Consider the following 25732-nt stretch of genomic DNA (forward strand, 5'->3'; position numbering starts at 1 on the left):
GTCTTTTTCCGGACGGGCTGATCATCGCGGCGACACGGGGTCCGCGCAGTGCGGATCCCGATGCACTGCCCCAAAGGAGAAATGACATGGCTGCTGGCACCGTGAAGTGGTTCAACGCGGAAAAGGGCTTCGGCTTCATCGAGCAGGACGGTGGCGGCGCCGATGTGTTCGCCCACTACTCGAACATCGCCGCCCAGGGTTTCCGCGAGCTGCTGGAGGGCCAGAAGGTGACCTTCGACATCGCTCAGGGCCAGAAGGGCCCGACGGCCGAGAACATCGTTCTCGCCTGACGCCGACTGTCGCGTACTTGCAGCTGGGGCCCGCGTCCTTCGGGGTGCGGGCCCCAGCTGCTCGCATTTTCCCGGTGGTCTCGCCTGCGGACGACAAGTAGTAAACCCGTAGGCCCACCGCATACGGAGCATCCTTCAGGGGTGCACGCATGCCTTCATGGGCTTCATAGCCACTCATTTCAGCGCCTGTGCCCGCACGGATCTTCCGTCGGTCAGGTGCGCTCTCGCATCCCATCGGTCCATTCTTGCAATTCTCTCTGCTGCTCATTGCTCCGGGAATTCCTTGATATGTGCCGTATCGAGGAAGGTTCCGCATGAACCGCACACGCACGAACGACCGCTTCGCCCGCACCCGTAACGGCAGTACCGACTCCGGCAGGGGCGGCAGCCGATCCGGCTCGGCGGCCAGGAGCCGCTCCGGCGGCCCGAGCCGCTCCGGTGGTCACGGCCGCGGGCCCGCCGCGGTCCAGGAGGAGTTCGCGCTGCCCACGACGATCACACCCGCGCTTCCCGCCGCAGAGCGCTTCGCCGATCTCGACATGCCCGGGGCACTGCTGGCTGCGCTCGGCTCCCAAGGCGTGACCGTGCCCTTCCCGATCCAGGCCGCGACCCTGCCGAATTCCCTCGCGGGCCGGGACGTGCTGGGCCGTGGCCGCACCGGCTCCGGCAAGACCCTCGCTTTCGGGCTGGCGCTGCTGGCCCGCACGGCCGGGCAGCGCGCCGAGGCCAGGCAGCCGCTCGGACTGATCCTCGTACCCACGCGTGAACTGGCGCAGCAGGTCACCGACGCGCTCGCCCCGTACGCCCGCTCCGTGCGGCTGCGGCTGGCCACACTGGTGGGCGGAATGCCGATCGGCAGGCAGGCGAGCGCGCTGCGCGGTGGCGCCGAGGTCGTCGTCGCCACGCCGGGACGCCTCAAAGACCTCATCGACCGTGGCGAGTGCCGGCTGAACCAGGTTTCCGTCACCGTCCTCGACGAGGCCGACCAGATGGCCGACATGGGCTTCATGCCGCAGGTCACCGCCCTCCTCGACCAGGTCCGCCCCGAAGGGCAGCGCATGCTGTTCTCCGCCACTCTCGACCGCAACGTCGACCTGCTCGTGCGCCGCTACCTCAGCGACCCCGTCGTGCACTCTGTCGACCCCTCGGCCGGCGCGGTCACGACGATGGAGCACCACGTGCTCCACGTTCACGGCGCCGACAAGCGCAGGGCCACCACCCAGATCGCCGCACGCGACGGCCGCGTGATCATGTTCCTCGACACCAAGCACGCCGTCGACGGCCTCACCGAGCACCTCCTGAACAGCGGGGTACGGGCTGCCGCCCTGCACGGCGGGAAGTCGCAGCCGCAGCGCACCCGCACGCTGGCACAGTTCAAGAGCGGGCACGTCAACGTACTGGTGGCGACCAATGTTGCGGCGCGCGGCATCCACGTCGACAACCTCGACCTCGTCGTCAACGTCGACCCTCCGACCGACCACAAGGACTACCTCCACCGTGGCGGCCGTACCGCCCGCGCAGGAGAGTCCGGCAGCGTCGTCACCCTGGCCACCCCCAACCAGCGCCGCGCCCTGACTCGACTCATGGCAGCGGCCGGCATCGTCCCGCAGACCACCCCGGTCCGCGCGGGCGAAGAGGCCCTGCACCGCATCACCGGCGCCCAGGCACCCTCCGGCATCCCGGTCGTCATCACCGCACCGGTGGTCGAACGCCCCAAGAAGCGCGGCGCCACCTCACGCGGCCGACGCCGCCCCGTCGCGGCGGCCCGCCGTGCGCCCGTACGGCAGTCCACCACGGGTGCGGCTGCATAGAACCTTCGTGACCAGGAAGCCCGCCAACTCCGCAGGAGGCACCCTTTGACGCTGGACCAGACGCATTTCCGCCCGGCGAGCGCCCTCCCCGCGCACGGCACGGTGGCCGACACCATGGACACGGCCGGACCGCAGGTCTGGGAGGACATGACCGTGGAGGTGGCACTGTCCGTGATGACCGCCGCCCGTACGGGTCATCTGGCGGTCTGCGACGAGGACGGTCTGCGCACCGGCCTGGTCACCCGGGCCGGGCTCACGGCCGTTCGTGACGGCTCCGGATACACGGACCGGATCCGCCTGCGGGACGTCGCCGACGTCATCGGGCCCTTCGCCCCACCGCTGACCACTGGGGCCGAAGCCGAACGTGCGGTGCGCTGCCGCCGGCTCGGGGCCGCACCCGTGGCCGACGAACACGGCAACGCTCTGAGCGCCCTCGCCCTCTCCCGCTGAACCGCCCTCGTCTCCCTGGAGGCACCATGCGCTGTGTCATCGCCCGCTTCCCGTTCGAGCTGACCAAGAGCGGCGTGGTGGAATCGATGAAGGGCGTCAGACCCGAGCCGGTCACCGGTGAGTTTGTCATCATCGGACGACGCCACTACCCCGCCAAGCAGGTCGGCGAGGTCGTCACCCGCCAGGACCGCCGTGATTTCAGCACCGGCGAAGTCCTCAGGGCCATGACGCAACTCGGCTTCACCTGCCGCACCCGCCCCGTCGCCGCTACCGCGCCCATGGCCGGCCCGTACCAGCGGGCGTCCGCGGCGCTCGGTGCTCCTCCGGTTCGCCTGACATACGGACAGGTGTGAGCCGAACCGAGCAGTGAGGCCCGACCGGCGTGTGCCGGGCGGCTCTCACCGGGTGTCGTGTGCTGGTGGGTCAGTGGCCGGAGTAGCTGAAGTCGCCCACGGTCCAGGCACTGACGTGCTCGATCACAACGCGGTACATCCCGCCCGTCTCCGGCACTCCCACGACGCCCTGCAGGTCCGGGCGACGTGGAGTCACGGGGCAGCGCGCCTTCACGGACGCCGTGATCGCCGATCAGCCGGCCCAGCGACGAGGCGCACCGGGAGGCCGCGGAGGCCGGCCGCCACGACAACCGGCCAGGTGCCCCCACCCTGTCGGGTGGAAGAGATCGAGGTAGTGGATCACCCTGTCCCGCTCTCCGGGTACCGTCAGGGTATGAGTCATCCGCACCCCGAACTGAAAGCCGCACCGCCCCTTCCCGAAGGAGGGCTGCGGGTCATCGCCCTGGGCGGCCTGGGTGAGATCGGCCGCAACATGACCGTCTTCGAGCACGCGGGCAAGCTGCTGATCGTCGACTGCGGGGTGCTGTTCCCCGAGGAGACCCAGCCCGGGGTGGATGTGATCCTGCCGGACTTCACCTCGATCCGGGACCGGCTGGACGACATCGTGGCCGTGGTACTCACTCATGGCCACGAGGACCACATCGGTGGCGTGCCGTACCTGCTGCGCGAGCGGTCCGACATTCCCGTCGTCGGCTCCAAGCTGACGCTGGCGTTCCTGGAGGCCAAACTCAAGGAACACGGCATCCGGCCGCGCACGGCGCGGGTGCGGGAGGGCGACCGGCGTGGCTTCGGGCCCTTCGACTGCGAGTTCGTGGCGGTCAACCACTCCATCCCCGACAGCCTCGCGGTCGCGATCCGCACCCAGGCCGGGATGGTGCTGCACACCGGCGACTTCAAGATGGACCAGTTCCCTCTCGACGACCGCATCACCGATCTGCGCGCCTTCGCCCGCCTCGGCGAGGAGGGCGTGGACCTGTTCCTCACCGACTCCACCAACGCCGAAGTACCCGGCTTCACCACCTCCGAGCGAGAGCTGAACCCGGCGATCGAGCAGGTGATGCGCACCGCGCCGCGCAGGGTCATCGTCTCCAGCTTCGCCAGCCATGTGCACCGCATCCAGCAGGTCCTGGACGCCGCCCACCAGCACGGCCGCAAGGTCGCCTTCGTCGGCCGGTCGATGGTCCGCAACATGGGCATCGCCCGTGACCTGGGCTATCTGAAGGTTCCCTCCGGTCTGGTCGTGAGCACGAAGGAGCTGGAGAAGCTCCCGGACCACAAGATCACTCTGGTGTGCACCGGCTCCCAGGGCGAACCGATGGCCGCGCTGTCACGGATGGCCAACCGCGACCACGTGATCCGTATCGGCGAGGGCGATACCGTCCTGCTCGCCAGCTCCCTCATCCCCGGTAACGAGAACGCCATCTACCGTGTGATCAACGGACTCACCCGGTGGGGCGCCCACGTCGTCCACAAGGGCAACGCCAAGGTGCACGTCTCCGGGCACGCCAGCGCCGGCGAACTCGTCTACTGCTACAACATCGTCAAGCCCCGCAACGTCATGCCCGTGCACGGCGAATGGCGCCACCTGCGGGCCAACGCCGACCTCGCCATCCGTACCGGTGTCGACCCCGAGCGGGTCGTCATCGCCGAGGACGGCGTCGTCGTCGACCTGGTCGACGGGCGCGCGTCCATCACCGGCAAGGTCCCCGCCGGCAACGTCTATGTGGACGGCATGGAAGTCGGCGGAGCCACCGAAGCCTCTCTCAAGGACCGCCTCACCCTCGCCGCCGAAGGCGTGGTCACGGTGGTGGCGATCGTCGACGCGGACACCGGCGCCCTCGCCGAGGCCCCCGACTTCCTGGCCCGGGGCTTCGTCCACGACGACACCACCTTCGAGCCGGTCATCCCCGTCATCGAGAAGACCCTGGCCACCGCGGCCGAGGAAGGCGTCGGGGACGCCCGCCAACTCGAACAGCTCCTCGCCCGCGCCGTGGCGAACTGGGCGTTCCGCACCCACCGCCGCAAGCCCCTCATCATCCCCGTCATCATCGACGCCTGAGCAACAGCCCGGCAGAAAGTCCACGGCCGGGTGATCCGCAGGGGCCGCGAGGCGTTACGCGGTCTGCTCGACCGCCGCGGCGTCACCCGCTTCCCCGACCGGGACCCTCCCGGCCGCGTGCCGGCCACCTGCCACCGCACTCACGGGGTGCGCTGCTTCCACGGCTGCTGCTCCATCGGCGTCGACCGCCTCCGGGGCGTCAACCGCCGCAGAAAAGGCGCCGCGAACACGCCGGCCGCGCTGAAGTGCCCGCCACCCCGACGTACTTGCCGCCCCACGCGAGGAACGCGCCCGCCTCCGCAGCGAGAAGGGCGGACAGGAGGACGACTCAGGAGGCGTGCGGCTCGATGTCCCCCGCGAAGACGATGACCTGGTCGATGAGGCTCCGCCGCAGGTGGACGACGTCCGTTCCCGCCAGGCGGGGGCCTCCGTCCGGTGTGGTGAAGACCCACTGGTACCGGGCCCACTCGTCAGGCATGTCCACCGCCGAGCAGCGCACCATCGTGCCGGTCCCCGCCGGGTGGCGCCGGATGTCCAGTACGAACCGCTCGACCGCCGCGATTCCTTCGCTGCGACCCAACGGTCCCCAGAAGACCACGTCTGTGGTCAGGGCCTGGGAGAGCAGGGCAGTCACATAGTTCTCGTCCGAGGCGTTGAACGCGGAGATGAACGTGTCGATCGCGGAGCGTGCCGTCTCTTCCTGCATGCCCCAGTAATACCAGTGGTCGGGTGCACGGCCCTCAACGGCGGCCCTGGCCCACTCGAATATCCATGTTCCAGGCCGGACCTGCCGCAGCAGGAACCGGTGCTCCGCGTCACTCATCGGGCGACGACACTTCGAACACGTTCGTTACGATCGGGTTATGACTGCGAGAAGAGAGCCGATCAGCCGCCGTGAGCGTCCGGCGAAGCCCGCTCTGTCCCGGCGCTGGATCGTGGACACCGCCGTGCGGATCATGCGGGCGGAGGGGCTGGGGAAGGTCACGATGCGCCGCCTGGCGCAGGAGCTGGACACCGGTCCGGCGTCGCTGTACGTCTACGTCGCCAACACCGCCGAGCTGCACGCAGCGGTGCTGGATTCCCTGCTCGGCGAGGTCGACCTGACCGGACGGGACGGCGGTGAGGGCTGGCGCGAGCAGCTCCGCGCCGTCATGACGTCGTACACCCAGGTGCTGTTCGAGCACCCGCAGCTCGCCCGGGCCACGCTCGTCGCCCGTCCGAGCGGCGAGAACTACCTGCGCCTGGTGGAGCGCATCCTCGACCTCCTTGCGCAGAGCGGCGCCGGCCGCGAGCAGGTCGCCTGGGGGGTGGACAAACTGCTCCAGGACGCGACGGCCACCGCCGCCGAGCACTCGACGCGCGAGCACGACCCCTCCTCCGAGGACGACTGGAACGCCACCGTGCGTGCCCTGCACGCCGTGGACGCCACCACGCATCCGGCGATCGCCGCGCACATGCCCGCCCTGATCGGCGGCTCGGTGCCGGACAGGATGCGCTGGAGCTTCGACGTCCTCGTCAACGGCATCACGCACACACCTGTTCCGGGCGCGGGGGACTGAGCCCGGGGCCGAGCGGGCCGCCCCGGCGGCGGAGGCGGGCTGGGGGGCGCACGTCTTCTCCGCCTTCCGCGCAGCCTCGGGCGAACTTGTTCGCAACGAACATGTTCGTTATGTTGAGGGGGCGGCCGAGGCATCCCTTGCCGCCCGTCACGCCGCCCAGGTGTTTCCCCCTACTGCTTTCGGAGGCCCCGTGAACACCACCCATTTCCCGACAGCGATCATCGGCGCGGGCCTTGGTGGCCTGACCGCCGCCCGCGTCCTGCACGTCAACGGCATCGAGTCGGCGATCTTCGAGCTGGAGGCGTCGGCGGCGGCCCGTACGCAGGGCGGGATGCTCGACATCCACGAGGTCGACGGGCAGAAGGCCCTGCACGCCGCCGGCCTCCACGACGACTTCCTCAAGATCGTCCACGAGGGCGGTCAGGCCATGCGCCTGCTCGGCCCCGACGGCACGGTGCACGTGGCCGAGGAGGACGACGGCACCGGCGGCCGGCCGGAGGTGGACCGCGGCGACCTGCGGGACCTGCTGCTGGGATCCCTGCCCGACGGCACGATCCACTGGGGCCACAAGGTCACCGGGGCCCGGCGGCTGGGCGACGGGCGCCACGAGGTGACGTTCGCCGACGGCTCGGCCATCACCACCGATCTCCTGATCGGCGCGGACGGCGCCTGGTCCCGGATCAGGCCACTGGTCTCCAGCGCCTGGCCCGCCTACACCGGCATCTCCTTCGTCGAGACCGACCTGTCCGACGCCGACACCCGCCACCCGCGCAGCGCCGCGGTCATCGGCGGCGGGTTCTTCATCGCCCTGGGCCACGAGCGCGGGGTCCTCGCGCACCGGGAGAGCGACGGCAGTCTCCACGTCTACACCGCGCTCAAGGCCGCCGAAGGCTGGCTGGACACGGTCGACTTCACCGACCAGGAAGCCGCCAAGGTCGCGGTCCTCGCCCACTTCGAGGGCTGGGACGAGAGTCTGCGCGCCCTGGTCGCCGACGCGGACACGATCGCCCCGCGCCGTATCCATGCCCTGCCCGTGGGGCATCGCTGGGACCGCGTCCCGGGCGTGACGCTGCTCGGTGACGCCGCCCATCTGATGTCCCCCTTCGCCGGGGAGGGCGCCAACCTCGCCATGCTCGACGGTGCCGAACTCGCCCTGGCCGTCGCCGCCCATCCCGGCGACACCGAGGCCGCCCTGGCCGCCTACGAGGAGGCCCTCTTCCCGCGCAGCGAGGCATCCGCCGCCGAGTCCGCCGCCAACCTGGACACGATGTTCAGCGAGAAGGGCCTGGAGCAGATGGTCGCCTTCTTCACCTCCGGTCCGGCAGCCCGGTGAGACCCGCGCCCTCAGCCCCCCCGCATCCAGGAGCAATCCATGACAGCGTCACGTTCGCCCCCGGCGACCACCAGGGCACCGCGCTGACGGCGATGCTCGACCAGCTCCTGTCCTGGGGCAACGCCCTCGCCCACACCCGCAGCAGCGCAGCCCAGCGGCTTCGACGCTCGTTCGACGCTCCGGGCGTCTGTACACCGTCCGGATCCACACTCCGCGGAGCCAGGTGCGGTCCGACCGTGCCGTCTGATACCGGCCTGGTATCATCTCTGTATGGCGATGACACTCCGACTCCCCGACGACCTTGACGCGAAGCTCACCGAGCGGGCTCGCCGGGAGGGCCGCAGCAAGCAGGAACTTGCCATTGAAGCCATCCGTGACGCTCAGAACCGGGCCGAGCTCAAGGTCGACGACGTCCTGGCTGAGCTGATCGACAGCGATGCCGAGATTCTGGACTACCTGAGGTGACGGACGTTCGCCATCTCCAGATCGACGAAGTCCTGGCCATCGCCCGCGCGGTCAACGGTACCGAGCACAGCGTGCGAGACATGGGCCTTCTGGTGTCGGCGATCGAGCGGCCCCGGACGAACGTGTTCGGAGTCGAGCTGTATCCCACGCTGCACGAGAAGGCTGCGGCACTGCTGCACTCCGTCGCCCGCAATCACGCGCTGATCGATGGCAACAAGCGCACCGCCTGGCTCGCCATGCGCGTCTTCCTGCGGTTCAACGGCGTCAGCGCCACTACCGTTCCGCCGCATGTCTCCATTGCCGGCCCGTTCGTCGAGGACGTCGCGCAGGACAACATCGATGTACCAGTCATTGCCAAGCGCCTGGCGGCTTGGTTCCCCGTTTCCTGACGTTCCACGATATGAGGGCAGGGCGCGCGCAGCACGAGGCTAGCGCTCCCCTCGTACGTACGAGGGGAGCAGACGGAAGCCGCTTGCTCTGCGGCCGTGCCCCGCGGTGTCGCACCGGGTTAGGGCCGTGTCCGGCTCCTTGGAGTCCGCCTCCCGTCGTGGGCGACGACTTGCGGGTTGGCTGAGCCAGGTGCGCGCAATGCCCCCCTGTGCCGGCGCCACCGGCGCTATTGGCGATCCGCGCGAGGGACGTGATCCACGTGGAAGGTCAGCCCGGCGACGGTACCCGACTGGATCACGGGACCGTGCTGGACTCCTCCGCTGATGCGGTTGTCCACCGTGCGCCAGGTGCCTGCCGCGGACGCCGAGAGCTGCAGCAAGGAGGTCAGTAGAGCCCGTAGGGCTTCGTCGCTGCCGTAGTCGGCTTCCGCCAGGCGGCGCAGACGGTCACCGTATCGTCGGCTGATCTCGCGGCTGGTCCCTTCACGTTCTGTGGCGTCCGCGGCGAGGAGCAGGGTCCTCGCGTCCTGCAGGTCGTCGAACATGTCGGCGTCCGCGCCTGTGCGGGTCAGGTACCGCCCGACGAGTTCCCGGGCGTATGTCCAGGAGTCGGTGACCATGAGGGAGACCAGTGTGGCGGCGCTCGACGCCGCGAGTACGGCCAGTTCACCGTCCACGCGTCTGCTCCTGGGTGAAGGGGGCGCCGGAGGCGGGCGCCTCGTCGAGCACCACGCGACAGTACTGCAGGTCCGGGTCGAGAACGCCGCGGTGCGGCATGACCACGACGAGATGAGCCCGCTGCTCGTGCACGGCTTTGCGCAGCGCCGGCAGGTCGGCCTGGGCCGCGGCCCAGCGGTGGTCGTCCGCGGCGGACAGGTCCAGCAGCAACTGATCACCGGTCCCGACCAGAGCGGGGTCCTGGAGGGACAGCTCGTCCTCCTCACCGGGCAGGAGTTCGTGGAAGACACCACTGTCCCGGTGGTGTTCGTGCAGCAGTACGCGGGCCGCAGCCGACCGGCCGCTGCCCGGGGCACCGTCCAGGATGACGGTGCCGGAGTCGGCGAGTACGGTACGAGCCTCGCCCATGCACGGCGGAGCGACCAGTACATAGCGCAGTCGACGGAGTTGGTCCTCCGCGAATCGACGGAAAGCTGGTTTGTCCGAGTCCTGCAACGGCGTGCCGATGTAGACGTCGCCAGAGCCCGTGACCGTGACGCCCGAGTCCCGGACCCAAGTGCCGGTGTGCTGCTTCACCGGTCTCCGTCCTCGTGACCGTCCCGTTCACCGAACCGGTGCTGGACGGGGCCGTTGTGGTCACCTTCGAAGTACGTCATCCCGGCACCCGAGAAGTGACGGTCGCCCGAGACGTGACGTGAATGCGCGTAGATGTTGCCGCTCCCGGTGTGGACAGGACCGTGGGCGCCCTTGACGACCGTGCCGACGTCACCGGTGAAGTCGCGGCTTTGCACGGCTGTACCGTTCACGGTCCCGATGGAATTGGTCACGCTGCCCGGCGCGGGCGTCCCCGGCTCGGTCCCGGACCGGTCGTCGAGGCCGGGAATCATGTCGGCCATCAGATCACCGATGCGCGCGACACATACGTCGGTGTCACCGGAGTCGAACGCGATGGACTGGAGATCGGCAAGCCTTCGCAAGGCGGGCGGAAGATCGGCCTTGCTCAGCCGGTTGGTTTTGCGTCCGTCCAGAACGGGGACCAATGGGACCTCACACTCGAAAGCCTCCTCGATCTCCCTGCGCACCCAGTCCTCGGGATCCGCCAGCCGCGTGCGGAAGTTGGTCCAGTCCGGTCCTATGACGGCAAGGAGTACGGAGCTGCGCCGTACCGCGGTCAGAAGCCGTTCGGGCCAGCTTTCGCCAGGGACGATGGACTGGGACGCGTGGAACGCGTGTCCCGGGCCGAAGCGGTGCGACAGCCCTTGGCGGAGCAGGGCCGCAGTCTTCTCCCCGTCCCCGGTGCGGTAGTTGATGAAGATCTCGCTCACGACGGTGACTCCTCGAGAGGGGTGGTTGGGCGTGACAAGATGCCGAGCCGCGGTGTCAGCCGGCGTACCGGTGGGTGGTCCGGGTAGCGGCCCAACACCCGGACGAGCCGCCGCAGATCGGTCGTGACGGTCGCCGAGCGCACCGCCGTCACGCCGTGGAGTAGTGGTTCCGTCAGCGCGCACGCGTGGTCGATCTCGCCGGCGGAGGCATAGGCGAGCGCGCGGCGTACGCCGTACCGCACCTGAGTGCGCACCGCGTCGGTGCCGACCTGGGTGAGCTGCCGATCCAGTTCCTCGCCCGCCTCGCGCGGTCGCCCGAGATCGACGAGGCACCAGCCGGTGACCATGCCGACCGGATCGGGGAGATGCATAGAGCCGATCACCGGATCGTCGGCACCGTCGTTCCGGCGGGCGAGCAGAGTACGAGCCAGGTCCAGGGCACGAAAGCAGGCGCCGGCATCGCCGGCGAGGGCATGACCCTGCGCTTCGCGCTGCGCGGCGAGACCGCGGATCCGTGACGGAAGCACGCCGCTCTGCGCCCGGCGGGCCAGCGTGATCGTCTGCTCGGCGTCCTCCCGGTACAGCGTGACCAACGCCCTGCGGACCAGCGCGTAACCGGCCAGTGCGTGATCACCGCCGGCGGCGGCCAGGTCGACCGCACGTTGCGTCCACCACAGCGCCGCACGCTCGTCCCCGGTCTCCTGCACCAGCCAGCCCACGTATTCGGCGTACCGGGAACCGAGCGCCAGCAGGCGACGCCTGGTGCCGCTGTCGCTCTGCGCCGACAGCTCCCGCAGCGTGTGTGTCTGCGCGATCAGAACGGATAGGAGCAGGCCCGGTTCCACGGCCTGGCCGAGTCTGCGGTAGTGCGTGAAGAGTGAGCGTGAGGCTTCCAGCATGCTGACGCCGGCGGCCGGGGCCCCCGGACTCGATCCGTCCGACCTCCAGGTCATCAGCGAGGCGACACCGGCATTCATCACCTCACGCCGGCCCACGGGCCCGAACGAGTTCGGGCCGTCCGGTGACAACTGCATCATCCAGTTCTCCTCCTCGACCAGGCCTGGCGCCGACACGGCAGGTGCATCGACAGCGGTAGGGATGCTCAGGGCGATCAGCGCCCCGTCGGCACCGAGTGCGGCGTCGCACAGCCGCGCGAGATCACGGCTGGGTGCCTTGATGCCTCGTTCGACCTTGCTGAGCTGGGCCTTGCTGTAGTGCACGAGACCGGACAGGTCCGTAAGGCTCAGTCCGGCCTCCAGACGTCGCTTCCTCAGTTCCTCGCCGAACGATGTGGGCGGATGTGGCACGGGAACCTCCCGAGCCCGGTCGTCAGGGCTGAGGTGGTACTGCACGAAGAGTGCGGTACCAACTCCCGGACGGACAAGGCGATCGAAGCTGTTTCCCGTTTCCATCTCCGACGACAGGGCGCGACACGCCTCGTCGGCAACCTGTCGAGCACACTGCCCATGCGGCCTCGGGCCGCTCGCCCGTGCTGGGCGCACCGACGCGGCTCCGACGAAGAGTGGTGGTGCGCCGCGGCCGTCCGGCGGAGCTTCTGACCGGTTGGGGGGAGCGGGACGGAGGTCGGGCGCCACGAAACTTTCGGGGGAGCGGTAAGGCCGGCGCAAGGCGCTGTTACGGGGGAGCTCGTGTGTCGGGGGCGGTTCGGTCCCTGGCAGTGCGAAACATTCGGGGTTGATGGCGATAGATGCGAGAGGTATTGACGCCGCTCGCCGGTTCCCTATGATCCAGGTTGCTCGACCCTTCGATCCTTGTTCGACATAGCGAATGCATCAGGCCTGTGGCATGTCATGGGCCTGCCAACGATCGAATGTGAGGAAGCATCCTATGCACCGAGGAAGTTTCGGCCGAAGGCATCCGTCAGCGGTGCTCGCCGCTTTGGTCGCGGCCCTGGCCGCGATGGCGGCGCTGCTTGTCGCCGTCCCGGCTCAGGCGGCTTCCAGCGGCGCCCTGACCGGCGTTGGTTCCGGCCGGTGTCTCGATGTGCCGGGCGCCGACCAGACCGACGGCACGTATCTGCAGATCTACGACTGCTGGGGCGGGGCCAACCAGCAGTGGACGGCGACGGACGGCAACCAGCTCACCGTGTACGGCAACAAGTGCCTGGATGTCCCGGGCCACGCCACCGCGGCCGGTACCCGGGTGCAGATCTGGACCTGCAACGGGGGTGCGAACCAGCAGTGGCGGGTGAACTCGGACGGCACGGTCGTCGGCGTGGAGTCCGGGCTGTGCCTGGAGGCCGCCGGAGCCGGAACGGCCAACGGCACGGCGGTGCAGATCTGGACGTGCAACGGCGGCAGCAACCAGAAGTGGACCGGTCTGCCGGGGACGACCTCGCCGGGAGGCGGCACGTGCGCTCTGCCGTCGACGTACCGGTGGACGTCGACGGGTGCGTTGGCGCAGCCGGCGAACGGGTGGGTCTCGCTGAAGGACTTCACCAACGTGACGTACAACGGCAAGCACCTGGTCTACGCGTCGAACGTGTCGGGATCGGCGTACGGCTCGATGATGTTCAAGCCCTTCACGAACTGGTCGGACATGGCGTCGGCCGGGCAGACCGGGATGAGCCAGTCCGCGGTGGCGCCCACGCTGTTCTACTTCGCGCCGAAGAACATCTGGGTGCTGGCGTCCCAGTGGGGCGCGTCGCCCTTCGTCTACCGCACGTCGAGCGACCCCACCAACCCGAACGGCTGGTCCGCACCGCAGCCGCTGTTCACCGGCAGTGTCTCCGGCTCCGCCCCGATCGACCAGACCCTGATCGCCGACGGCCAGAACATGTACCTGTTCTTCGCCGGTGACAACGGGAAGATCTACCGCGCGAGCATGCCGATCGGGAACTTCCCGGGCAACTTCGGCTCGTCGTACACCACGGTCATGAGCGACACGGTGAAGAACCTGTTCGAGGCACCCCAGGTCTACAAGGTCCAGGGCCAGAACCAGTACCTCATGATCGTCGAGGCGCGCGGTGCGAACGAGCAGCGCTACTTCCGCTCCTTCACGGCCTCCAGCCTGAACGGTTCGTGGACTCCCCAGGCCGCCACCGGGAGCAATCCCTTCGCGGGCAAGGCCAACAGTGGTGCCACCTGGACCGACGACATCAGCCACGGTGACCTGGTCCGCAACAACCCCGACCAGACCATGACCATCGACCCCTGCAACCTGCAGTTGCTCTACCAGGGCAAGTCCCCCTCCGCGAGCGGCCCGTACGACCAGCTGCCGTGGCGGCCGGGTGTCCTCACCCTGCAACGCTGAACCGGCCTGAGCCACCCGTCGGCGGCCGGTCCCGCTCCGAGCGGACCGGCCGCCGACCACTCACGCGCGCGGGCGGTCAGTCGCCGGCGTGTGCGGTGACGTCGTCCGCGACCTGCTTCTCGAGCGCGGACCGCACCAGTGCGGCCGCGAGCGCCGGGTACTCGCTCTGATCGACCAGGCGGGCGACGGCGCTCGCGGAGGTCGGGAGTCCGAGCCGTTCGGCGCCTTGGAGGGCCTTGGCGTCGAAGTACGGTGCGGCCTGCGGCCACAGGCCCTGGACCTCTCGCAAGAAGATGTCCGCCCCGGTGGGCCCGATGCCGGGGAGTTCGCGCAGCAGGCGTTTGCATTCCGCCACGTCGCCGTCGGCGGCCTCGCGGAGCTTGCGCAGGTCGCCGCCGTACCGTTCCAGCAGCTGGTCGGCGGCCTCGCCGAGCTGGGTGGCGGTGCGTTCGTCGTACCGGCGGTAGTGGCCCTTGCCGAGGGCGTCGACACGCTGTTGCCAGGTGGCTTCGCTCATGCGCTTGGGGGTGCGCATCCCGTCGTCGAACAGGGCGCGTGCGGCGTCCGTGGCCACGGACGCCCTGATCCGTGCGCTGAGCAGGTGGGCGAGCACCAGCAACTGGTAGAGCGGCTGCGGTGTGTCGCGCAGTTTCACCCCGGCTTCTCGCGCGTACGTCTGTCCGTGACCGGCGAGCAGGGCGTCGGCCCTGGCCCGTTCCCTCGCGGTCGGCATGATCGCACCACTCCTTGTCCGCGGCCCGCCGGTCCGGTCACGACCGGCCGTCCGCCGGGTGCCCGTCACGTCACCGGGAAAACGGTGACGCCCCCGCGCGGCCCCCCTCTGGTGGGCGGGTCGCGGGGGCCCGTCCGCGCCGCGGGGGTCAGGGTGGCGGGAGGGGAGGGGCCGGCCGTGTCACTTGCTCTGCAGCTTCCCGAGCGGGTCGGGGTCCGTCTCCAGGGCGGCGGTCGCCGTCTTCCAGGCGGTGGCCTCGCCGTACAGGGCGCTGCGCAGGTAGGCCGTGGTGAGCCGCTGGATCAGGGCGACGCGTGCGGGGTTGGCGTCGGTGGTCTCGACGACCTCGTGTCCCGTGATGCCGCCGAGGGAGTGCTCGGCGTCGAAGAGGGTGAGCAGGCTCTTGTCGCCCGGGCTGTAGGTGTAGGGGTCCGTGAACCAGTCCGGACCACGGGTGGACAGGTGGGACTGGTCGCGGTCCCCGGCGACGATGAGGGCCGGGGTGGTCATGGTGTCGAAGGACGGCCTCATGAAGGGGAAGTTCTCGGCGGCGAACGGGACGAGGTCGTCGCCGAGGCCGGGCAGGGCGAGCAGCACCCCCGCCTCGACGCGGGGATCGGACATGTCCTCGCCCGGCCTGCCGTCTGAGCCGAGGACGCGCGCGCCCAGCAGCGTGCTCACCGACTGGGCACCCCAGGAGTGCCCGGCCACGGCGACGCGGTCACGGTCCAGGCGGCCGGCCAGGCCCGGCACGGCTGCTTCCAGGACGTCGAGTTCGTCGAGCACGCGGGTGAGGTCCTTGACGCGGATGCGCCAGATCCGCGGCGTACGGGGGTCCTCGGCGGGGATGTTCAGGGTGCGGGAGTCGAGGTGGGTGGGCTGGACGACCACGAAGCCGTTGGCGGCCCAGTGGTCGGCCAGGGGGGCGTAGCTGTCCATCGACTGGCCGAAGCCGTGCGAGAAGACGACGACGGGCAGGCCGGTGCCGGTCGCGGGGGCGGACACACGCACCTGGAGGTCGTCACCGCGCTCCGGGGCGGACAGGACGATCGGCCGCGCGGATATCACGGTGGTGGGGGTGCCCGTGCTCTGGTGGGCGTGGGCGGTCCTGGATGCGGACATGGGTGTGCCTTCCGTTCGGTGCGTGCGCACTGTGGGGTTCGGTGGCTCCGGCGGGCGGCGGCGCCGCGCCGGGGCGGGGGAGGGTGTCGCGGACAGCGGTTGGCCGCCGGACCGGCGGTCTGCCATCATGAAGCAAACGGAACCTTGTTCCGCATAAGATACGGAACGCCGATCCGTTTTGCAAGATCGGCCATGGAAGGAGTCCTGTGGTGAACGACGGCGGCCGGCGCCCGGGAAGCTCGGCCAGGTCCAGTCGCAAGGACGCCCGGCGCAACCAGCAAGCGCTGCTGGACGCGGCCGCAGCGGTCTTCGTGACCTCGGGAGTGGAGGCGCCGGTACGCGACATCGCGGCCGAGGCCGGGGTCGGGGTGGCCACGATCTACCGCCATTTCCCCACCCGGGCGGACCTCGTCGTCGCCGTCTACCGCCACCAGATCGACGCCTGCGTCGAAGCCGGCCCCGACCTGCTGGCGGCCGGCCCCACGCCCTATCGCGCCCTGGAGCGGTGGGTCGGCCTCTTCGTCGACTTCCTCGTCACCAAACACGGTCTCGCGGGCGCCATGCAGGGCGACAGCGCCGGCTTCGAGGCGCTCCACGCCCAGTTCCTCGAACGCCTCCTGCCGGTGTGCGCCGAACTCCTCGAAGCCGCCGCCGCCTCCGGCGAGATCCGCTCCGGCTTCGACGCCTACCACCTCATGCGCGGCGTCGGAAACCTCTGCGCAGGCGCCGAGAACGACCCCCACTACGACGCACGCCGACTGGTCGCGCTCCTCGTCGCCGGACTACGGCAACCGATCTGACCGGGCCGCCGGTCTCCGTCGTCAGCCGGACGACGGCACCGTCCAGCGCTGGCCGACGGCGCCCGTGCAGGCGGCGATGGTCAGTCGGGTCCTGTCGGTGGCGCCGTTGCTCGCATCGGTGAGGCACAGGCCGGAGGCCGGGTTGACGATCTCGCCGGACGTGTCCGGCCGCCATTGCTCGGCCTGGGTGCCGTTGCAGGTGTGCAGCTGGACCTTGGTGCCGGGGGTGGTGGCGCCGCCTGTCACGTCCATGCAGTCGTCGAGCACCTGGAGGGTGCCGTCCGGGACGACCTTCCAGCTCTGCGCGGTGGTGCCGTTGCAGGTGTAGAGCTGGACGGCGGTGCCGTTCGAGGTGCCCGAGCCGGCGTCGTCGGCACACTTGCCGGTGGCGGTCTCGGTGAGCGGGCCGCTGGGCTGTGCCACTCCGGTGCCGGGGGTCCCGCCGTAGGACGGCGGAGCGGCGGAAGCGGCCGCCGCCCAGGAGGTGTTGGCGGACGAGGACAGGACGAAGTCCAGCTCCGTGGCGCCGCCGAGGTAGGAGGCCGGTACGTACGCCTTGTTCCAGGAGCCGCCGTCGAGGCGCAGCGACTGGACGTAGGGCGCACCGTCGGCCGCCGCCGGGGCGTCGACCGTGAGCGTGCCCCCGCCGGTCGTGACGACCGCCGAGGTGAACACCGGGCTGCCGATGGCCAGGTCCCCGGTGCCCGGGATCTCCGGGTAGAGGCCGAGGGCGGACCACACGTACCAGGCGCTCATCTCGCCGAGGTCGTCGTTGCCGGGCAGGCCGCCGGCGGTGTCCGTCCAGAGCTGGTCCTGGACGGCCCGCACCGTGGACTGCGTCTTGTACGGCTTGCCCACCCAGTCGTACTCCCAGGGCAGCCCGATGCTGGGCTCGTTGCCCATGTTCGACTGGGTGCCGATGACACTGCCCAGGCCCTGGTAGCCGCTGAGCACGCTGTCCAGGTACGACGCCAGGGACGCGTTCCCGCCCTCCAGGGACGCCAGCCCGGCGAGGTCGAAGGGGATCATCGGCGTGTAGGTGAAGGCGTCGCCCTCGGCGAAGTCGTTGGACGAGGTGCCGGTGATCAGCTTGGCGTTGAAGCCGTCCATCCAGCGGCCGTTGGAGTGCCGGGGCTGGAGGTAGCCGGAGGACGGGTTGTAGATGTTCTGCCAGTCCTGCGCCCGGTCCTGGAACTTCTTCTGCGTGGCGGTGTCGCCCAGGGCGCCCGCGAACGCCGAGAGTGCGAAGTCGTCGGTGTCGTACTCGAGTTGGGTGGAGGTCGTGGCGTACTCGTGGCAGCAGCCGTAGAGCGAGTTGGTGGGCAGGTAGCCGAAGGAGTCGAGGTACGTCACGCCGGGGGTGACGTCGGTGTCCGTCGTCTGTTCCTCGACCATGGCGGACAGCGCCGTCGACGTGTCGAAGTCCCGTGCGCCGAAGGCGTAGTAGGCGGCGAGCAGCGGTACGGCGGAGTCGCCCACCATGATGTGCGTCTCGGCGGTCTCCATGCCCCACTTGGTGAGCGTGCCGCCCTGCCGGTAGTCGTCGACGACCGACTGTGCCATGTCCGACGCGGCCGACGGGTCCAGCAGGGCGGTGAGTTGGGCCTGTGAGCGGTAGGTGTCCCAGGTGGAGAAGTCGGCGTACTCCGCCGCGTGGCCGCTGCCCACCGCGTGCACCGCGCCGTCGAAGCCACGGTAGGAGCCGTCCGCGTCGCTGATGACGGCGGGGAAGAGCGAGGCGTGGTAGAGCGCGGTGTAGAAGACCTTCTGCTGGTCCGGGGTGCCGCCGGTGACGGCGATCTTCGACAGTTCGGCGCTCCAGGCTGCCGCCGCGGCCGCCTTGACGGCCGCGAAGGTCTTCCCGGTCACCTCGGCGTCCCGGTTGGCCGCGGCCTTGGCCACCGAGGTGTAGGAGATGCCGACCCGGGCCTCCACCGTGCTGCTGCTCGTGGTGTCGAACGTCAGGTACTCGCCGCCGGTGAAGGTGCCGGAGGCGGTGAAGGGGTGGTCGAAGGTGATCGCGTAGTAGAGCGTGATCGGGGTGGTGTCCTCGCAGAAGCCGGTGCTGGTGATCGACCCGGTCACCGTGTCGCCGCCGGACAGGCCGAGCGTCGAGGAGGCGTACGGGGTCTGGGTGTCCTGCACCTTGAGGAGCAGGCTCGCCTGTGCGGAGGACGGGAAGGTGAACCGGCCGATGCCGGCCCGTGTGCTCGTGGTCAGCGCGACGCTGGTGCCGTTGCCCAGGCTGACGGAGTAGGAGCCGGGTGCGGCCGTCTCGCCGGAGTGCGCGAAGGACTCGGTCGTCGAGGCGGGGTCCGAGCCGAGCGAACCGACCACGGGCAGGATCGGCAGATCCCCGGCCGCGTCGCAGCCGACGCCGGAGACGTGGGTGAGGCTGAATCCCGAGACGGCGGAGTCGGAGTAGCCGTAGCCGCCGCCCTTGGGGCGTGACGAGGTGTCGGGCGACCACTGGAGCATGCCGTGCGGCACGTCGGCGCCCGGGAAGGTGTTCCCGGCGCTGAAGTCGCCGTTGCCGCCGGTGCCGATGTACGGGTCGACCAGCGACACGGGGTCGGCCGTGGCCGCGGCCACCGGCCCCGCCGCGCCGGCCGGTTGGGCGGACACGGCGAGCGCGAGGGCCGCGGCACCCGCGGTGAGCAGACGCAGGAGCGCGTGTCGGCGCCGGGGGTCAGCCACGGAGCAGTACGTCGCTGAGGACGCCGTCGGCGGGGGCGGTGATCCAGTCCGAGGAGATGTACGAGGCCCCGTCGGCGGCGAGCAGGGCGACCCGGGCCCGGGCGTCGGCCAGGGACGGCGCGGAGGAGCTCAGCGCGGGCGGGACGTCGTAGGCGTCGGTGACGACCGTCAGGTAGTGGTTGGTGTTGTACCACTCGGTGGTGCCGTCGCCGACCCAGGCGCCCGCGTCGGCGTCGAACACCACGAACCAGGGGCGCAGCGTGGTGTCGCTGTAGCGGGTGCGCGGGTCGCCGGCCTGGGCGCCGAGGACGCTCGGGAAGACCGCGGCCTGGCTGATGTTCCCCGCGGCGGCGAGGTCCTTGAGGTGCTGGGCGTAGACCACGTCCGACCACGAGGAGGCGGGGCTGACGGCCTGCTCGAAGGTGCCGGGGATGATCTCCACGATCGCCCGGCCGGTGAGCGAGCCGTAGTTCGCCCAGTTGTTCGCCTTGGCGGCGGTGTCGAGGTCCGCGTACCGCGAGCCGTCGCTCTTGGTGAGCAGGTCGGCGGGCGTGTAGAGAACGCTGCCGAGGTGCGCCTTGACGTAGCTGTCGAACGTGGTCGGCGTCATGCCGAGGGTGTTGTAGAACCCGTTCTTCATCTCGATCTTGACCATGACCGGGTGGCTCGTGGGGTGGGCCTGGAGCCAGATCCGGATGTCGTCAAGGCAGCTGTCGAGGTTCTGGTTGCGGTTGCCGGTGTAGAGGTCGGCGGCCGTGCTCGCCTGCACGCAGTTGTTGCCGCTGCCCAGCGGGTTGCTGTGACTCACGTTCCACTTGCCGGTGAACACGTTGTGCCAGGTGTCGAGTTCGACCAGGGAGGTGCCGGTGTCCAGCGCGTTCGCCAGATAGGTGTACGTGGACCCGTCGTCGTACGTGTTGTGGATGCCCGTGCCGGAGACCCCGGCCAGCGTCTGCCCGCCGACATCGGCGGCGTGCGCGGCGGGCATCGCCGCCACACCGAGCAGCAGGGCCGAGGCCGTCAGCAGGGCGGCCCGGACTTTGTTTCGGATCATGAGCATGTCAGATCCCTCCGTGTGCTCGGTGGTCGGGCAGAGCCTAGAGGGGGTGGATGGACATCCGCTACGGCCGGGTAACAAGTTGCCGTCGATCTCCTGAATCCCCGCGAGAGTAAGGGAGTTGAAAGGGCGCGCGATGGGGGCCGCACAGAGGAAGACCCGTTCGCACCTCGGCCTTGCGGGCCGGCCGCCCGTGATCAGGCCGGGGCGTCGTCTCGGCCGTCACACCGGGCAGGACCTGCTGCCGGTCTGGGCGCGCCCGAGGAACCCCGCCCACGCCGCACGCGACACACGCACGAGGCGATCGTGCTGGTCGTCGGCGAGCCGGCCGCCGACGCGGTGCGGCACGGGCACGTGTCCGGCCGGGACTTCCGGTTGCGTCTCTACGAGACCGGGCTTGCCGGTGGCGTGGTCCGGGTCGAGGTCTGCGACGCTCGCGCCGAGCGCACACCGCCCCGCCCGGACGCGCGGCGCGCGGTGGACCCCGAGGGTGTCGGCGGCCGGGGGCCGGTCGTCGTCGCGGGGCCGGCGTCCCGCTGGGGCCGGCACGCCCGGTCCGACGGGCCGGGCAAGACGGTGTGGGTGGAGTGTGCGGCCGCGCCCCTGCCGGGAGGCGAGGGCCGGCGGCCGGGGCTACTCGGCGTCGAGTGAGGCGACCCCGGCCCGCAGGAAGGTCATCGCCCTGTCGATGTCGGCCTCCCGCGTGTGGCGGCAGACCTCGGCCACCACGGCGGCCGCCGCGGCGGCGGCCATGCGCGGCCCGAAGTCGTCCGGGGCGACTCCGCGCTCCTCGGCGAAGACCCGGGTGCCCTCCTGGATCACCTCCGTGAGGCGGACGTTGGTGACGGCCCTGAGCTGCGGATTGAGGTCGAGCATCCGGTCGTGGAGGTCGTCCAGGTCGCTGTGCAGGGCGACCTCGCCGCGCAGCCAGAGCTCCAGCGCGTCCAGGGTGGTCCGCCCGGCCGGACGCTCTCGCAGGGTCGTGGCGAGCCGGTCCGCGACCGCGTCGAGGTGCGACGTCGCCAGCTCCAGCTTCGACGGGAAGTAGAGCGTGACGGTGCGCGGCGACACCTCCGCGGCCGCCGCGATGTCGGCGATCGTCGTCGCCTCGTAGCCGTGGTCGGCGAACAGTTCGTACGCCGCACGGAGGATCGCCTCCCGGCGTCGCGCCTTGGAACGCTCCCGCAGGCCCTCGCTCATCACGACCATGACTTTACCATTCGTGGCGAAGTTACAGTCGACTGCAAAAATGCCGTACGGTGTAGCGAGTCGGGGGAGCGGACCAGTGTGGAAGAGAGGGAAGACGGGCATGGCCTCACGCCTGTACAGCTGGGCACGGTGGGCGATACGCCGGCGCGGCAGGGTCGTAGCGGCCTGGCTGCTTCTGCTCGCCGTCGTCGCCGGTCTCGGCGTCACCCTGCACGGCAAGGTGACCACCGAGTTCTCGGTGCCGGGGATCGAGTCGCAGCAAGCGCAGGACCTGCTGAAGCAGGAGTTCCCCGAGGCCGCGGGCGGGGTCGCCCGGATCGTCCTCGCGGCACCCGAGGGCAGCGACCTGACCCGGCCGAAGGCGAACGCGGCCGTAGAGGCGAGCCTGCGGGAGGCGGCCCGGGTCTCCGGCGTGGTGGCGGTGTCCGACCCGTTCAAGGGCGGGACGCTCTCGGCGGACCGGCGGATCGGCTACGCCGACGTCCGCTTCCGGGAACCGGCCAGCGAGGTGCCGCAGGCGTCGAAGGACGCCCTGGACCGGGCGATGGCGCAGGCCCGCCACGCCGGACTCGAGGTCGAGTTCGGCGGTTCGGCGATGGACCGCAAGACCGAGGTCGGCGGCCCGGCCGAGGTCATCGGGGTGGTGCTCGCCTTCGTCATCCTGGCGTTGGCCCTGGGCTCCCTGGTGGCCGCCGGGCTGCCGCTGCTGACGGCCCTGGTCGGGGTGGCGATCGGCGTTCTCGGGGTGGAGTTCATGACCCGGTACGTCGAGATGACCAGCACCGCCACGGTGCTCGCCCTGATGATCGGGCTGGCCGTGGGCATCGACTACGCCCTGTTCATCATCTCCCGCCACCGCGAGCAACTCACCGACCCGGAACAGGACGTCGAGGACTCGATCGCCCGGGCCGTGGCCACCGCGGGCGGTGCCGTCGTCTTCGCCGGTGCCACCGTGATCATCGCACTCGCGGCACTCGCGGTCACCGGCATCCCGTTCCTGACGGTGATGGGCCTGGCCGCCGCGGCGACCGTGCTGCTGGCCGTCCTGGTCGCCGTCAGCCTCGTCCCCGCCGCCCTCGCCCTGCTCGGCGAGCGCCTACGGCCGCGCAGCCGTCGTACCACCGTGAAGGCGGCCGGCTCCTGGGGGCCGGCCTGGGCCCGAGCGGTCACCCGCAAGCCCCTGCTCGTCCTCCTGGCCGGGGTCGTCGGCCTGCTCGCCCTGGCCGTGCCCGCCCGCGACCTGCGCCTCGGCCTGCCCAGCAACGCCTCGCAGCCCGCCGACAGCACCCAGCACAAGAGCTACGACCTGCTGACCGAGGGCTTCGGGCCCGGCTTCAACGCCACGCTGACCGCCGTGGTCGACCTCAAGGGCGTCCCGGCCGCCGACCGTACCGCGACCGTGACCGGGCTCCGTACGGCCCTGGCGGGCGACCGCGGGGTGGCCGTCGCCGCCGCGCCGGTCAGCAACGCGGACGGGACCCTGGCCGTCGTCGCCGTGGTCCCGAAGACCGGACCCGACGCCCGAGCCACCACCGACCTGGTGCACCGGCTGCGTGCCGAGGCGCCTGCCGTCGGCAGGGCCGGCGGCACCCTCTACATCGCCGGTACGACCGCTGCCGCGATCGACGTGGCGGGCAAGCTCTCCGACGCGCTTCCGCTGTTCATCGCCATCATCGTGGTCCTGGCCCTGATCCTGCTGACGATCGCTTTCCGCTCCGTGCTGGTGCCCCTCAAGGCCGCGTTCGGGTTCCTGCTGTCGGTGGCCGCGTCCCTGGGCGCCACGGTGTGGGTGTTCCAGCAGGGCCACCTCGACGGCGTTCTGGACATCCCTTCGGCGGGCCCGGTCACCAGCTTCCTGCCCGTCCTGCTCATCGGCGTCCTCTTCGGACTGGCCATGGACTACGAGGTGTTCCTCGTGAGCCGGATGCGCGAGCACCACGAGCACACCGGCGACGCCGCCGAGGCCGTCACTCAGGGGGTGGCCCGCAGCGGACGGGTCGTCAGCGCCGCCGCGCTCATCATGGCCGCGGTCTTCGGCGGCTTCGTCTTCAACGACGACCCGATCATCAAGTCCATCGGCTTCGCCCTCGCCTTCGGTGTCCTCGTCGACGCCTTCGTCGTCCGCATGACCCTCGTGCCGGCGGCCATGGCGCTGCTCGGCCGCCGCGCCTGGGGCCTGCCCGGATGGCTGGCCCGGATCACTCCGGATGTCGACATCGAGGGGGCACGGCTGCCGGCGCGGGCGAACGCCGGGACGGCAGCGGAGCCGCAGGAGGCCGCCGTGCGGTGAGGCGAGGGAGCCGGGCGCCGCCCCTCGCCGCCGGGTGGGGGACTTCCGCCCTGCTCGGAGCCGCCCGGTCCGCGGACGCGGCCGTGGAGCGGGCCGAAGCCCGCGTGCCAGAATGAAGCCGCCCGTCGCTCGTCGCCTTCATCGAGATCCCTCCGTGTCCCAGCCCGTCGGCCGCGGCCCGTAGCGGCACGACGACGGGCCCGGTCCGCCTGCGGGGAGGGCGTCGACCAGGTCCGCGACCCGCACCGGCGGGCACCTTCATGCGGGTGAACAGGACCCGCTACCGCTCAACTACGCCCACCACGCCCTGCGCGACCTCGGTGCCGGGCGGGGCGTGGCCGTGCTCGGCCTCGGCGGTGCGGGTGATGTTGCGGGCCATGCCGCCGAAGACGACGGAGTGGAAGGGGGAGACGCTCCACCAGTAGGCGTGGCCGAGCAGTCCGTGCGGGTGGAACACGGCGCGCTGGCGGTAGCGGGTGCGGCCGGTGCCGTCGGTGTCGGCGTACATCTCCAGCCAGGCCAGTCCCGGCAGCCGCATCTCCGCGCGCAGCCGCAGCAGCCTGCCCGGCTCGATCTCCTCCACCCGCCAGAAGTCCACCGAGTCGCCCACGCGCAGCCGGTGCGCGTCCCGGCGCCCGCGGCGCAGCCCGACCCCGCCCACGAGCCGGTCGGCGATCCCCCGCACGTTCCAGGCCAGCGGGAAGGAGTACCAGCCGTTCTCCCCGCCGACGCCCTCGATCACCCGCCACAGCGCCTCGGGCGGGGCGTCGACCGGACGTTCCCGCAGGTCGGTGTAGAGGCTTCCGCCCGCCCAGGCGGGGTCGGTGGGCAGCGGGTCGCTGGGGGCGCCGGGTACCGAGGCGGAGGACCAGCGGGTGGTGACCTCGGCGTCCTGCACGCGCTTGAGCGCCAGCCGTACCGCGTCGTCGAAACCGATGGGGTGGCCGGGCGGGTCGGGCACGTACCGGGTGATGTCGTTCTCCCGGCACACCACCTCGTGCCGCAGCGACTCCGCGAGCGGCCGGGCGATGGACGCGGGGACCGGGGTGACCAGGCCGACCCAGAGACCGGACAGGCGGGGGGTGAGCACAGGCACCGGCACGATCACGCGCCGGGGCAGTCCGGCGACCGCCGCGTAGCGCAGCATCATGTCGCGGTACGTCAGCACGTCGGGGCCGCCGATGTCGAAGGCGCGGTTCACGTCCGCGGGCATCCGGGCGCTGCCCACCAGCAGGCGCAGCACGTCCCGGACCGCAGTCGGCTGGATGCGGGTGCGCACCCAGCTGGGCGTGACCATCACCGGCAGCCGCTCGGTCAGGTAGCGCAGCATCTCGAAGGAGGCCGAGCCCGACCCGATGATGACGGCGGCGCGCAGCACCGTGGTGGGCACCCCGCTCGCCAGCAGGATGCGCCCGACCTCGGAGCGGGAGCGCAGATGGGGTGACAGCTCCCGCTCGGGCACCCCGGCGGGGGTCAGCCCGCCGAGGTAGACGATGCGGCGCACGCCGGCGCGGGCGGCCTGCGTGCCGAAGACGTGGGCGCCCCGCCGGTCGGTGTCCTCGAAGCCGTGTCCGGTGCCGAGCGCGTGCACCAGGTAGTAGGCGACCGAGACCTCCCGCATGGCGGTACCGACGGTGACGGGGTCGGTGACGTCCCCCTGGACCACCTCCACCTCCCCGGCCCACGGGTGGTCGCGCAGTTTCCCGGGGGACCGGGCCAGGCAGCGCACCCGGTATCCGGCGGCCAGCAGTTCCGGTACCAGTCGCCCGCCGATGTAGCCGCTGGCCCCGGTCACCAGGCACAGGGGGCGTTCCGCCGTCGTCTCCATGGCTCCTCCTC

At 70.8% G+C, this 25732-nt stretch carries 25 protein-coding genes; 13 read left to right on the forward strand and 12 right to left on the reverse strand.

Annotation, left to right across the window (positions count from 1 at the left end):
- Positions 1 to 86: 86 nt before the first annotated feature.
- From ACZ3KP_RS11065 to ACZ3KP_RS11080, 4 genes are all read left to right on the forward strand, one after another.
- The gene (locus ACZ3KP_RS11065; protein WP_014145516.1) at positions 87 to 290 is read left to right on the forward strand and encodes a cold-shock protein; all 204 of its coding nucleotides are present in this window, start codon (positions 87 to 89) and stop codon (positions 288 to 290) included.
- A gap of 314 nt (positions 291 to 604) precedes the next feature.
- Positions 605 to 2101 (forward strand): DEAD/DEAH box helicase, encoded by a 1497-nt coding sequence (locus ACZ3KP_RS11070; protein WP_467498324.1) that lies wholly within the window; start codon positions 605 to 607, stop codon positions 2099 to 2101.
- A gap of 45 nt (positions 2102 to 2146) precedes the next feature.
- Positions 2147 to 2551, forward strand: a complete 405-nt coding sequence (locus ACZ3KP_RS11075; protein WP_467498326.1) for a CBS domain-containing protein — start codon at positions 2147 to 2149, stop codon at positions 2549 to 2551.
- Between the two features lie 26 nt (positions 2552 to 2577).
- On the forward strand, positions 2578 to 2904 hold the full coding sequence (locus ACZ3KP_RS11080; protein WP_467498328.1) for an SCO5918 family protein: 327 nt from the start codon (positions 2578 to 2580) through the stop codon (positions 2902 to 2904).
- Between the two features lie 70 nt (positions 2905 to 2974).
- Here the strand turns inward: ACZ3KP_RS11080 and ACZ3KP_RS11085 are convergent, their stop codons facing one another.
- Positions 2975 to 3100, reverse strand: a complete 126-nt coding sequence (locus tag ACZ3KP_RS11085; protein ID WP_467499277.1) for a hypothetical protein — start codon at positions 3098 to 3100, stop codon at positions 2975 to 2977.
- A gap of 177 nt (positions 3101 to 3277) precedes the next feature.
- Here ACZ3KP_RS11085 and ACZ3KP_RS11090 point away from each other — a divergent pair, with 177 nt between their 5' ends.
- Complete coding sequence (locus ACZ3KP_RS11090; protein WP_467498330.1) at positions 3278 to 4963, forward strand: ribonuclease J; 1686 nt, start codon at positions 3278 to 3280, stop codon at positions 4961 to 4963.
- A 328-nt stretch (positions 4964 to 5291) separates the two neighbouring features.
- On the opposite strand, the gene ACZ3KP_RS11095 is transcribed toward ACZ3KP_RS11090, so the two are convergent.
- Positions 5292 to 5669 carry a nuclear transport factor 2 family protein gene (locus tag ACZ3KP_RS11095; protein ID WP_467499223.1) on the reverse strand — a complete coding sequence of 126 codons (378 nt, stop codon included), beginning with the start codon at positions 5667 to 5669 and terminating at the stop codon, positions 5292 to 5294.
- Positions 5670 to 5826: 157 nt separating this feature from the next.
- On the opposite strand from ACZ3KP_RS11095, the gene ACZ3KP_RS11100 reads away from it, so the two are divergent.
- From ACZ3KP_RS11100 to ACZ3KP_RS11115, 4 genes are all read left to right on the forward strand, one after another.
- Positions 5827 to 6522 carry a TetR/AcrR family transcriptional regulator gene (locus ACZ3KP_RS11100; RefSeq protein ID WP_467498332.1) on the forward strand — a complete coding sequence of 232 codons (696 nt, stop codon included), beginning with the start codon at positions 5827 to 5829 and terminating at the stop codon, positions 6520 to 6522.
- Positions 6523 to 6712: 190 nt separating this feature from the next.
- Positions 6713 to 7855 (forward strand): FAD-dependent oxidoreductase, encoded by a 1143-nt coding sequence (locus ACZ3KP_RS11105; protein WP_467498334.1) that lies wholly within the window; start codon positions 6713 to 6715, stop codon positions 7853 to 7855.
- A gap of 270 nt (positions 7856 to 8125) precedes the next feature.
- A complete protein-coding gene (locus ACZ3KP_RS11110) occupies positions 8126 to 8320 on the forward strand; it encodes a ribbon-helix-helix protein, CopG family (protein WP_467498336.1) in 195 nt (64 codons plus the stop codon).
- A complete protein-coding gene (locus ACZ3KP_RS11115; RefSeq protein WP_467498338.1) occupies positions 8317 to 8709 on the forward strand; it encodes a type II toxin-antitoxin system death-on-curing family toxin in 393 nt (130 codons plus the stop codon). The genes ACZ3KP_RS11110 and ACZ3KP_RS11115 overlap by 4 nt, the downstream gene beginning before the upstream one ends.
- A 227-nt stretch (positions 8710 to 8936) precedes the next feature.
- On the opposite strand, the gene ACZ3KP_RS11120 is transcribed toward ACZ3KP_RS11115, so the two are convergent.
- Genes ACZ3KP_RS11120 through ACZ3KP_RS11135 form a run of 4 tightly spaced genes read right to left on the reverse strand, consistent with a single transcriptional unit; the run spans position 8937 to position 12019 of the window.
- Positions 8937 to 9386: a hypothetical protein gene (locus tag ACZ3KP_RS11120; protein ID WP_467498340.1), complete on the reverse strand. Its 450-nt coding sequence runs from the start codon at positions 9384 to 9386 to the stop codon at positions 8937 to 8939.
- The gene (locus ACZ3KP_RS11125) at positions 9376 to 9963 is read right to left on the reverse strand and encodes a hypothetical protein (protein ID WP_467498342.1); all 588 of its coding nucleotides are present in this window, start codon (positions 9961 to 9963) and stop codon (positions 9376 to 9378) included. The genes ACZ3KP_RS11120 and ACZ3KP_RS11125 overlap by 11 nt, the downstream gene beginning before the upstream one ends.
- A complete protein-coding gene (locus ACZ3KP_RS11130) occupies positions 9960 to 10712 on the reverse strand; it encodes a toll/interleukin-1 receptor domain-containing protein (protein WP_467498344.1) in 753 nt (250 codons plus the stop codon). Before ACZ3KP_RS11130 ends, ACZ3KP_RS11125 begins: the two co-directional genes overlap by 4 nt.
- Positions 10709 to 12019 carry a helix-turn-helix domain-containing protein gene (locus ACZ3KP_RS11135; protein WP_467499225.1) on the reverse strand — a complete coding sequence of 437 codons (1311 nt, stop codon included), beginning with the start codon at positions 12017 to 12019 and terminating at the stop codon, positions 10709 to 10711. The genes ACZ3KP_RS11130 and ACZ3KP_RS11135 overlap by 4 nt, the downstream gene beginning before the upstream one ends.
- Positions 12020 to 12560: 541 nt before the next feature.
- Between ACZ3KP_RS11135 and ACZ3KP_RS11140 the strand changes: the two genes are divergently transcribed.
- The gene (locus ACZ3KP_RS11140) at positions 12561 to 13985 is read left to right on the forward strand and encodes a non-reducing end alpha-L-arabinofuranosidase family hydrolase (RefSeq protein ID WP_467498346.1); all 1425 of its coding nucleotides are present in this window, start codon (positions 12561 to 12563) and stop codon (positions 13983 to 13985) included.
- Between the two features lie 76 nt (positions 13986 to 14061).
- On the opposite strand, the gene ACZ3KP_RS11145 is transcribed toward ACZ3KP_RS11140, so the two are convergent.
- A complete protein-coding gene (locus ACZ3KP_RS11145) occupies positions 14062 to 14718 on the reverse strand; it encodes an HhH-GDP family DNA glycosylase (protein WP_467498348.1) in 657 nt (218 codons plus the stop codon).
- Positions 14719 to 14898: 180 nt separating this feature from the next.
- Positions 14899 to 15840 carry an alpha/beta hydrolase family protein gene (locus ACZ3KP_RS11150; RefSeq protein ID WP_467498350.1) on the reverse strand — a complete coding sequence of 314 codons (942 nt, stop codon included), beginning with the start codon at positions 15838 to 15840 and terminating at the stop codon, positions 14899 to 14901.
- A gap of 209 nt (positions 15841 to 16049) precedes the next feature.
- On the opposite strand from ACZ3KP_RS11150, the gene ACZ3KP_RS11155 reads away from it, so the two are divergent.
- Positions 16050 to 16640, forward strand: a complete 591-nt coding sequence (locus ACZ3KP_RS11155) for a TetR/AcrR family transcriptional regulator (RefSeq protein ID WP_467498352.1) — start codon at positions 16050 to 16052, stop codon at positions 16638 to 16640.
- Between the two features lie 21 nt (positions 16641 to 16661).
- On the opposite strand, the gene ACZ3KP_RS11160 is transcribed toward ACZ3KP_RS11155, so the two are convergent.
- Positions 16662 to 19337, reverse strand: coding sequence for a lectin (locus ACZ3KP_RS11160; RefSeq protein WP_467498354.1), 2676 nt, complete (start codon positions 19335 to 19337; stop codon positions 16662 to 16664).
- The gene (locus ACZ3KP_RS11165) at positions 19330 to 20391 is read right to left on the reverse strand and encodes a PI-PLC domain-containing protein (protein WP_467498356.1); all 1062 of its coding nucleotides are present in this window, start codon (positions 20389 to 20391) and stop codon (positions 19330 to 19332) included. The genes ACZ3KP_RS11160 and ACZ3KP_RS11165 overlap by 8 nt, the downstream gene beginning before the upstream one ends.
- A gap of 309 nt (positions 20392 to 20700) precedes the next feature.
- Between ACZ3KP_RS11165 and ACZ3KP_RS11170 the strand changes: the two genes are divergently transcribed.
- A complete protein-coding gene (locus ACZ3KP_RS11170) occupies positions 20701 to 21045 on the forward strand; it encodes an ATP-binding protein (RefSeq protein WP_467498358.1) in 345 nt (114 codons plus the stop codon).
- Here ACZ3KP_RS11170 and ACZ3KP_RS11175 read toward each other — a convergent pair.
- Positions 21028 to 21603: a TetR/AcrR family transcriptional regulator gene (locus tag ACZ3KP_RS11175; protein WP_360560768.1), complete on the reverse strand. Its 576-nt coding sequence runs from the start codon at positions 21601 to 21603 to the stop codon at positions 21028 to 21030. The two genes, ACZ3KP_RS11170 and ACZ3KP_RS11175, sit on opposite strands and share 18 nt — an antisense overlap.
- A gap of 100 nt (positions 21604 to 21703) precedes the next feature.
- Here ACZ3KP_RS11175 and ACZ3KP_RS11180 point away from each other — a divergent pair, with 100 nt between their 5' ends.
- A complete protein-coding gene (locus ACZ3KP_RS11180; protein WP_467498360.1) occupies positions 21704 to 23893 on the forward strand; it encodes an MMPL family transporter in 2190 nt (729 codons plus the stop codon).
- 280 nt (positions 23894 to 24173) lie between these two features.
- Here ACZ3KP_RS11180 and ACZ3KP_RS11185 read toward each other — a convergent pair whose 3' ends face one another.
- A complete protein-coding gene (locus ACZ3KP_RS11185) occupies positions 24174 to 25721 on the reverse strand; it encodes an SDR family oxidoreductase (RefSeq protein WP_467498362.1) in 1548 nt (515 codons plus the stop codon).
- Between the last annotated feature and the right edge of the window lie 11 nt (positions 25722 to 25732).

It is taken from the genome of Streptomyces sp. NPDC020958 (genome assembly GCF_055562175.1).

Coding starts and splice junctions, on each gene's coding strand:
- ACZ3KP_RS11065 (WP_014145516.1), top strand. CDS start 87: ATGGCTGCTGGCACCGTGAAGTGGTTCAACGCGGAAAAGGGCTTCGGC.
- ACZ3KP_RS11070 (WP_467498324.1), top strand. CDS start 605: ATGAACCGCACACGCACGAACGACCGCTTCGCCCGCACCCGTAACGGC.
- ACZ3KP_RS11080 (WP_467498328.1), top strand. CDS start 2,578: ATGCGCTGTGTCATCGCCCGCTTCCCGTTCGAGCTGACCAAGAGCGGC.
- ACZ3KP_RS11090 (WP_467498330.1), top strand. CDS start 3,278: ATGAGTCATCCGCACCCCGAACTGAAAGCCGCACCGCCCCTTCCCGAA.
- ACZ3KP_RS11095 (WP_467499223.1), bottom strand. CDS start 5,669: ATGCAGGAAGAGACGGCACGCTCCGCGATCGACACGTTCATCTCCGCG.
- ACZ3KP_RS11100 (WP_467498332.1), top strand. CDS start 5,827: ATGACTGCGAGAAGAGAGCCGATCAGCCGCCGTGAGCGTCCGGCGAAG.
- ACZ3KP_RS11110 (WP_467498336.1), top strand. CDS start 8,126: ATGGCGATGACACTCCGACTCCCCGACGACCTTGACGCGAAGCTCACC.
- ACZ3KP_RS11140 (WP_467498346.1), top strand. CDS start 12,561: ATGCACCGAGGAAGTTTCGGCCGAAGGCATCCGTCAGCGGTGCTCGCC.
- ACZ3KP_RS11145 (WP_467498348.1), bottom strand. CDS start 14,718: ATGCCGACCGCGAGGGAACGGGCCAGGGCCGACGCCCTGCTCGCCGGT.
- ACZ3KP_RS11150 (WP_467498350.1), bottom strand. CDS start 15,840: ATGTCCGCATCCAGGACCGCCCACGCCCACCAGAGCACGGGCACCCCC.
- ACZ3KP_RS11165 (WP_467498356.1), bottom strand. CDS start 20,391: ATGATCCGAAACAAAGTCCGGGCCGCCCTGCTGACGGCCTCGGCCCTG.
- ACZ3KP_RS11175 (WP_360560768.1), bottom strand. CDS start 21,603: ATGGTCGTGATGAGCGAGGGCCTGCGGGAGCGTTCCAAGGCGCGACGC.
- ACZ3KP_RS11180 (WP_467498360.1), top strand. CDS start 21,704: ATGGCCTCACGCCTGTACAGCTGGGCACGGTGGGCGATACGCCGGCGC.
- ACZ3KP_RS11185 (WP_467498362.1), bottom strand. CDS start 25,721: ATGGAGACGACGGCGGAACGCCCCCTGTGCCTGGTGACCGGGGCCAGC.